We start from the raw sequence: 6,992 nt of genomic DNA, 5'->3' as shown, positions 1-6,992 counted from the left end.
AAGCCGCGGTGGGTCGCGAGGTCGAAGGCGACCGAGAGGCCCTTCTGGCCGGCCGCGAGGTTGCGGCGGTAAAAGGCGTTGGACTCCTCGGCGGTGGAGAAGCCGGCGTACTGCCGGATGGTCCACGGCTGGGTGGTGTACATCGTCGGGTAGGGCCCGCGCAGGAACGGGCTCAGGCCCGGCAGCGTGTCCAGCGCGTCCAGGCCGGCGACGTCCTCGCGGGTGTACATCGGCAGGATGTCGATGCCCTCGGGCGAGGTCCACGCCTCGGCCGCGGCCGGGGACGACAGCGCGCCCGCGCCCCCGTCCAGCGGCAGGCCGGCGAAGCTCTTCGGGACCGTCATGACAGGTGCTCCCTCGTGCGGGTCAGGAACGCGAGGGCGTCGACGCCCATCGCGCAGGAGTCGTCGACGCCGTCGCGCGGCTTGCCGGCGACGACGACGTGGCCCGCGCCGGCCTCGCGCAGGGCGGGCACGAGCGCGTCGGCCCACTCGTCGTACGCCGCGTCGGAGCCGGCCAGGCAGACGACCGGGCTGCGGTCACCGCGGGTGTACGCCGCGACCACCTCCTCGACGCCGGCCGTGGGGCCGGCGACCTCGACGGCGATGCCGCCGGCGGCCAGCAGGTTCGTCGCGAACGTCGCGCGCGCGGTGTGCGCCGCGACCGTGCCCATCGTCGCCAGGAAGACCGGCCGGGCGGTGGGGGCGTCGCGGAGCTCCTCGAAGGCCGCGCCGTAGCGGCGCACCGCGTCGGCGGCCGGGTCCGGCGTGCGCGCGGGCAGCTGCTCGGCGAGGTTCGGGAACTCCGTGAGCCCGGTGATCGGGCGCTTGCGCGTCGCGACCTCGCGCTCGCGGCGGGCGACGGTCTCGGCCACGGCGTCGTCGAGGGACTCCCCCGACTCGAGCCGGCCCAGCACGTCCCAGCCCACGACGGCCAGGTCGTCGGTCAGCTTCTCGACCGCGTAGGCGCCACCGGCGGGGTCGGCGACCTTGGCGACGTGCGCCTCGTCGACCAGGAGGTGGGAGGTGTTGCGCGCGATCCGGCGCCCGAAGGTGTCGGGGCGGCCCAGGGGGCTGTCGAAGGGCAGCACGGTGACGGCGTCGGCCCCGCCGACGCCCGCGGAGAACGCGGCCACGGTGGTGCGCAGCATGTTCACGTAGGGGTCGTACTTGCTCATCATCGGGCGGCTGGTGACCACGTGCTGGCGCTGCTCGGCCGGGGCGGCCTCGCTCAGCTCGAGCACGCGGGCCCACAGCCGGCGCGCGGCGCGGAGCTTGGCGATGGTCGGGAACTGCTCGTCGGTCGCGGCGTACCGGAACTCCAGCAGGCCGGCGGCCTCGTCGAGCCCGATGCCGGCGCCGGTGAGCACGCGCAGGACGCGGGCGGCGACCCACATCGAGTAGCCGAGCTCCTGGGCGTCCGAGGCGCCGAGGTCGTGGGCGACGGTCGCGTCGACGACCACGCCGAGGACGCCACGGTCCAGGGCGAGCCGGGCGACCGCGACGAGGACGTCCTCGTCGGCCCGGCCGTCCGCGCCGAGGTTCGTGCCGTCGGCCGGGGTGGTGCCACCGAGGTGGGCGAGGAACGCCTCCGCCACGGCGACCGGCGCGGTGGGCGCGTCGAGGACCACCGGGGCCAGGTCGAGCAGGACGCCCGCGAGCAGCGCGGGCAGGTCGGTGCCGGCGTCGGCGGTCACCCACAGCGACGCCACCCCGCCGTCGAGGTCGACGAGCGCCTCCTCGTTGGCCTGCTTCGCCGGCACCCCGGTCCCGCCGAGGTGCGCCCGCACGTCCCAGGGCCCGACGCGGGTCGGGCGGCCCGCGGTCCGCAGCCCCTCCAGCAGCGCCGGCGTGCCGAGGGGCGTGACCTCGATGCCGTCCAGGGTGGTGCGGGTGAGCTTGGCCCACACCGCGTCGTCGGGGTCCTCGTCCTTGAGCCGGCGGGACTTGCGCAGCACCGCGGCGGCGGCCTGCTCCCAGTCCTGGACCGTCCAGCGGTCCTCGTCACCGGCCAGGTCGAGCGTGCCCTGCTCCGGCTCCAGCTCGGCCGGCTCGTCGAGGCCGCCCTCCACCGCGCCTTGGGGTTGCGTCATGGTGCGAACGATAAGGACGTGGCGTGACGGTGACCACCGAGTGTGACGTTTTCGACGGGTCCCGCTGGCCGGATGGACGCTCCCGCTCCCGCCGCGACGACACCGTTCACCCGCCGTGCACGTCGGCGCCGGGCGGTCGTCACCCGCTGCCGCCACGGTGGGTGCATGCGGATCACGGTGGTGACCGAGACCTACTACCCCGCCGTCGACGCCACGACCACGACGGTCAAGGCGACGGTCGACCGGCTCGTGGACCTCGGGCACGAGGTGCGGCTGGTGGCGCCGGCCCCCGGGCTCGGTGACTACCGCGGGTGCCGGGTCGACCGGGTGGGCACGCTCGAGCGTCCCGGCGCCCAGGTCCGCGCCTCGCTCGAGGCGTTCCGGCCGGACGTGGTCCACGTGGTCTCGCCCGGGACCCTCGGGCGCAAGGCGCTCAAGCACGCCCGGCGCCTCGGCGTACCCAGCCTCGTCGTGCAGCAGGACGCCCTCCCCGTCCCCGTCCTCGACCGCTGGCGGACCCGGGTGGCCGAGCGCGCCGACCGGGTGCTCGTGACCGCGGCGTGGTCCGTCGAGCGGCTCGCCGAGGCGTCGATCGACGCCGGGCTGTGGCTGCCCGGCGTGGACACGGCCGCCTTCACCCCGGCCCTGCGCGACCCCTGGCTGCACGACCGCTGGGCGCGGGCCCGGTCGGCGTCGGGGCCGCTCGTGGTGGTCGGGTACGTCGGCGGGCTGCACCAGCGGCACGGCGTGCGCCGCCTGGCCGGCCTCGCCCGGGTGCCCGGCATCCGGCCGGTGCTCGTCGGCGACGGCCCGCAGCGCGACTGGCTGGCCGCGCGGCTCCCCGGCGCGAAGCTCACCGGCGCCCTGGGCCCCGGCGACCTCGCGGTCGCGATGGCCAGCCTCGACCTCCTGGTCCACCCGGGAGAGGAGGAGACGTGCTGCCACGCGCTGCGCGAGGCGGGGGCCAGCGGCGTCCCGGTCGTGGCACCGCGCTCCGGCGGTGCGCGCGAGGTCGTCCGGCCGCTGGAGACCGGTCTCCTGCACGCGGCGGGCGACCCGCACGGGCTGGCCCGCGCGGTGGCCGTCGTGGCGGGCGACCCCCGGCGCGCGCTGCTCGGCGCGCGGGGCCGTGAGCTCGCGCTCGAGCGGTCGTGGACGCAGGCCGTCGACGAGCTGCTCGAGCAGCACCTGGTGCCGCTCGCCACGCGGCGTACGACCGCTCCTGCCGTGCGGTGACCAACCCCGGGACGACGCTCGAGCGCACCCGGGAGTTCCTGACCCGCGGGTAACAAGGCATATGTCACACGCCCGGCGCCACCTCGCGCCGGTACCGAGAGGTAGCGTGACACCTCGTGGCAACCCCGACCCTCGTCAAGGGGGCGCGCGCGACGCGCTCCACCGTGGCGCTCAAGCTCGTCATGGCCGTCAGCGGCCTCGTCTTCATCGGCTACGTGCTCGCGCACATGTACGGCAACCTCAAGGCGTTCGCCGGCCACGACGCGTTCAACGAGTACGCCCATCACCTGCGGGAGTTCGGTGAGCCGCTGCTCCCCCACGAGGGCTTCCTCTGGGTGATGCGCCTGCTGCTGATCGTCGCGCTGATCGCGCACGTCGCCTCGGCGTACGCGCTGTGGCGCCGCGCGGCGAAGGCCCGGACCGTGAAGTACCAGGTCAAGAAGAACCAGCACTCCTCGCTCTCCTCGCGCACCATGCGCTGGGGCGGCCTGGCGCTGCTGCTGTTCATCGTCTGGCACCTGCTGAACTTCACCGTCCCGAAGGTCAACCCCGACGGCGGGCCGACCGACGACCCGTACAACCTGATGGTGGACTCCTTCGACGTGTGGTGGATGACGGTCATCTACCTGCTGGCGATGCTGGCGCTCGGCTTCCACCTGCACCACGGGACGTTCAGCGCGATCCAGACCCTCGGCTTCACCAACACCGCCTCCTCCCGCGCCCGCGCCAAGCAGGCCGGCTGGGTGCTCGCGGTCGTGATCGCCGGCGGCTTCTCGCTCGTCCCCCTGTCCGTCCTCGCCGGCATCATCGAGAAGTAAGGAAGGCGCACCATGGCCTCCGCCCAGGGCACCTCGCCCCTCAACCAGCCCTCCCAGCAGGTCTCCGACGACGCGCGCGGCTACTACACGCCCGGCGACCCGCTGATCGACCCCGTCGCCCCGACCGGTCCGATCGGCCAGCGCTGGAGCCAGCGCATCTTCGACAACCGCCTGGTCAACCCGGCCAACCGCCGCAAGCTCGACATCATCATCGTCGGCACCGGCCTGGCCGGCGGCGCCGCTGCCGCCACGCTCGGCGAGGCCGGCTACAACGTGAAGTCCTTCTGCTACCAGGACTCCCCGCGCCGCGCCCACTCGATCGCGGCCCAGGGCGGCATCAACGCGGCCAAGAACTACAAGGAGGACGGCGACTCCACGTTCCGTCTCTTCTACGACACCGTCAAGGGCGGCGACTACCGCTCGCGCGAGTCGAACGTCTACCGCCTGGCCGAGGTCAGCGCGAACATCATCGACCAGTGCGTCGCGCAGGGCGTCCCGTTCGCCCGCGAGTACGGCGGCCTGCTCGACAACCGCTCCTTCGGCGGCGTGCAGGTCTCCCGCACCTTCTACGCCCGCGGCCAGACGGGCCAGCAGCTGCTGCTCGGCGCCTACCAGGCCATGGAGCGCCAGGTGGCGGCCGGCACGGTCACCCAGTACACCCGCCACGAGATGCTCGAGGTCATCGTCGCCGACGGCAAGGCCCGCGGGATCATCGCCCGCGACCTGGTGACCGGCGAGATCGAGACCCACCTCGCGGACGTCGTCGTGCTGGCCAACGGCGGCTACGGCAACGTCTTCTTCCTCTCCACCAACGCGATGGGCTCCAACGTCACCGCCGCGTGGCGCGCGCACCGCAAGGGCGCCTACATGGCCAACCCCTGCTACACGCAGATCCACCCGACCTGCATCCCGGTCTCGGGCGCGCACCAGTCGAAGCTGACGCTGATGTCGGAGTCGCTGCGCAACGACGGCCGGATCTGGGTGCCCAAGCGCGCCGAGGACTGCGACAAGGACCCCCGCGACATCCCCGAGGAGGACCGCGACTACTACCTGGAGCGGATCTACCCCTCCTTCGGCAACCTGGTCCCCCGCGACATCGCCTCGCGCCAGGCGAAGAACATGTGCGACGAGGGCCGCGGCGTCGGCCCCGCCGTCACCGAGGTCGGCGCGGACGGCCAGGAGACCCAGGTCCGTCGCGGTGTCTACCTCGACTTCGCCGACGCGATCGGCCGGATGGGTCGCAAGGCCGTCGAGACCAAGTACGGCAACCTGTTCGACATGTACGCCCGGATCACGGGCGAGGACCCCTACGAGACGCCGATGCGCATCTACCCGGCGGTCCACTACGTGATGGGCGGCCTCTGGGTCGACTACCACCTGCAGTCGACGATCCCCGGCCTCTTCGTCACCGGCGAGGCCAACTTCTCCGACCACGGCGCCAACCGCCTGGGCGCCTCGGCGCTCATGCAGGGTCTGGCCGACGGCTACTTCGTGCTCCCGAACACCATCCGCGAGTACCTCGCCGACGGCCCGTTCGAGAAGATCAACGAGGCCCACCCGGCGGTCGTGGAGGCTCGCACCGACGTGGAGCAGCGGATCCAGAAGTTCCTCTCCATCAACGGCTCCCGCAGCGCCGACTCCTTCCACAAGCAGCTCGGCAACATCATGTGGGAGTACTGCGGCATGGAGCGGTCCGAGGAGGGCCTGCGCAAGGCCATCGACCTGATCCGCGAGCTCAAGGCGGAGTTCTGGACCAACCTGAAGGTCCTGGGCACCAACGAGAGCATCAACCAGAGCCTCGAGCGGGCCGGCCGCGTCGCCGACTTCATCGAGCTCGGCGAGCTGATGTGCATCGACGCCCTCAACCGCCGCGAGTCCTGCGGCGGCCACTTCCGCGCCGAGTCCCAGACCGAGGACGGCGAGGCCCTGCGCCACGACGACGAGTTCGCCTACGTCGCGGCCTGGGAGTGGAGCGGTGAGGACGGCCTCCCCGTCCTGCACAAGGAAGACCTGATCTACACGGCCATCGAGATGAAGCAGCGGAGCTACAAGTGAGACTCACCCTCAACATCTGGCGTCAGCGCGACGCGGCGTCGGCCGGGTCGATGCAGAAGTACGAGCTCGACGGCGTCTCCGAGGACATGAGCTTCCTCGAGATGCTCGACGTGCTCAACGAGCAGCTCAACGAGCAGGGCGAGGAGCCGGTCGCCTTCGACTCCGACTGTCGCGAGGGCATCTGCGGCACCTGTGGCCTGATGATCAACGGCCAGGCCCACGGCCCGGAGGTCACCACGACCTGCCAGCTGCACATGCGCTCGTTCAAGGACGGCGACGACATCACGATCGAGCCGTGGCGCTCGGACGTCTTCCCGGTCCTGCGCGACCTGGTCGTCGACCGCGGCGCGTTCGACCGGATCATCCAGGCCGGCGGCTACATCTCGGCCAACACCGGCTCCGCCCCCGACGCCCACGCGGCGCCGGTGGAGAAGAAGAGGGCCGACCGCTCCTTCGACGTCGCCACCTGCATCGGCTGCGGCGCCTGCGTCGCGGCCTGCCCCAACGGCTCGGCCTCGCTGTTCATGGGTGCCAAGATCACCCACCTCGGCGAGCTCCCCCAGGGCCAGCCGGAGCGCTACGACCGGGTCGTCAACATGGTCGGCCAGCACGACGCCGAGGGCTTCGGTGGCTGCACCAACATCGGCGAGTGCACCGCCGCCTGCCCCAAGGAGATCCCGCTCGACGTGATCTCCCAGCTCAACAAGGACCTGCGCACCGCGCTCAAGCAGGGTCGCTGAGCGTCCCGCTCCTTCGCGCGTCGTACGACGGCCTCCGCCTTTCTGGTGGGG

At 72.6% G+C, this 6,992-nt stretch carries 6 protein-coding genes; 4 read left to right on the top strand and 2 right to left on the bottom strand.

Going from position 1 to position 6,992, the window contains the following annotated elements; genetic code table 11:
* The coding region (locus AB0N29_RS13275) for a methylmalonyl-CoA mutase family protein (RefSeq protein WP_364867340.1) at positions 1-344 on the bottom strand (344 nt) is incomplete at its 3' end.
* Entirely contained in the window at positions 341-2,092 is a 1,752-nt protein-coding gene (locus AB0N29_RS13270) for a methylmalonyl-CoA mutase family protein (protein ID WP_364867338.1), read from the bottom strand. The genes AB0N29_RS13270 and AB0N29_RS13275, both read right to left, overlap by 4 nt.
* Positions 2,093-2,257: 165 nt before the next feature.
* On the opposite strand from AB0N29_RS13270, the gene AB0N29_RS13265 reads away from it, so the two are divergent.
* From AB0N29_RS13265 to AB0N29_RS13250, 4 genes are all read left to right on the top strand, one after another.
* A complete protein-coding gene (locus AB0N29_RS13265) occupies positions 2,258-3,328 on the top strand; it encodes a glycosyltransferase (protein ID WP_364867336.1) in 1,071 nt (356 codons plus the stop codon).
* Between the two features lie 116 nt (positions 3,329-3,444).
* The gene (locus AB0N29_RS13260) at positions 3,445-4,146 is read left to right on the top strand and encodes a succinate dehydrogenase cytochrome b subunit (RefSeq protein ID WP_302267913.1); all 702 of its coding nucleotides are present in this window, start codon (positions 3,445-3,447) and stop codon (positions 4,144-4,146) included.
* 12 nt (positions 4,147-4,158) lie between these two features.
* Positions 4,159-6,201 (top strand): fumarate reductase/succinate dehydrogenase flavoprotein subunit, encoded by a 2,043-nt coding sequence (locus AB0N29_RS13255; RefSeq protein ID WP_364867333.1) that lies wholly within the window; start codon positions 4,159-4,161, stop codon positions 6,199-6,201.
* On the top strand, positions 6,198-6,941 hold the full coding sequence (locus AB0N29_RS13250) for a succinate dehydrogenase/fumarate reductase iron-sulfur subunit (RefSeq protein ID WP_364867332.1): 744 nt from the start codon (positions 6,198-6,200) through the stop codon (positions 6,939-6,941). The genes AB0N29_RS13255 and AB0N29_RS13250 overlap by 4 nt, the downstream gene beginning before the upstream one ends.
* Positions 6,942-6,992: the final 51 nt, after the last annotated feature.

The organism is Nocardioides sp. NPDC092400 (assembly GCF_040684155.1).
Taxonomy (GTDB): Bacteria; Actinomycetota; Actinomycetes; order Propionibacteriales; family Nocardioidaceae; genus Nocardioides.
This window is presented reverse-complemented; position numbering and strand designations above follow the sequence as displayed.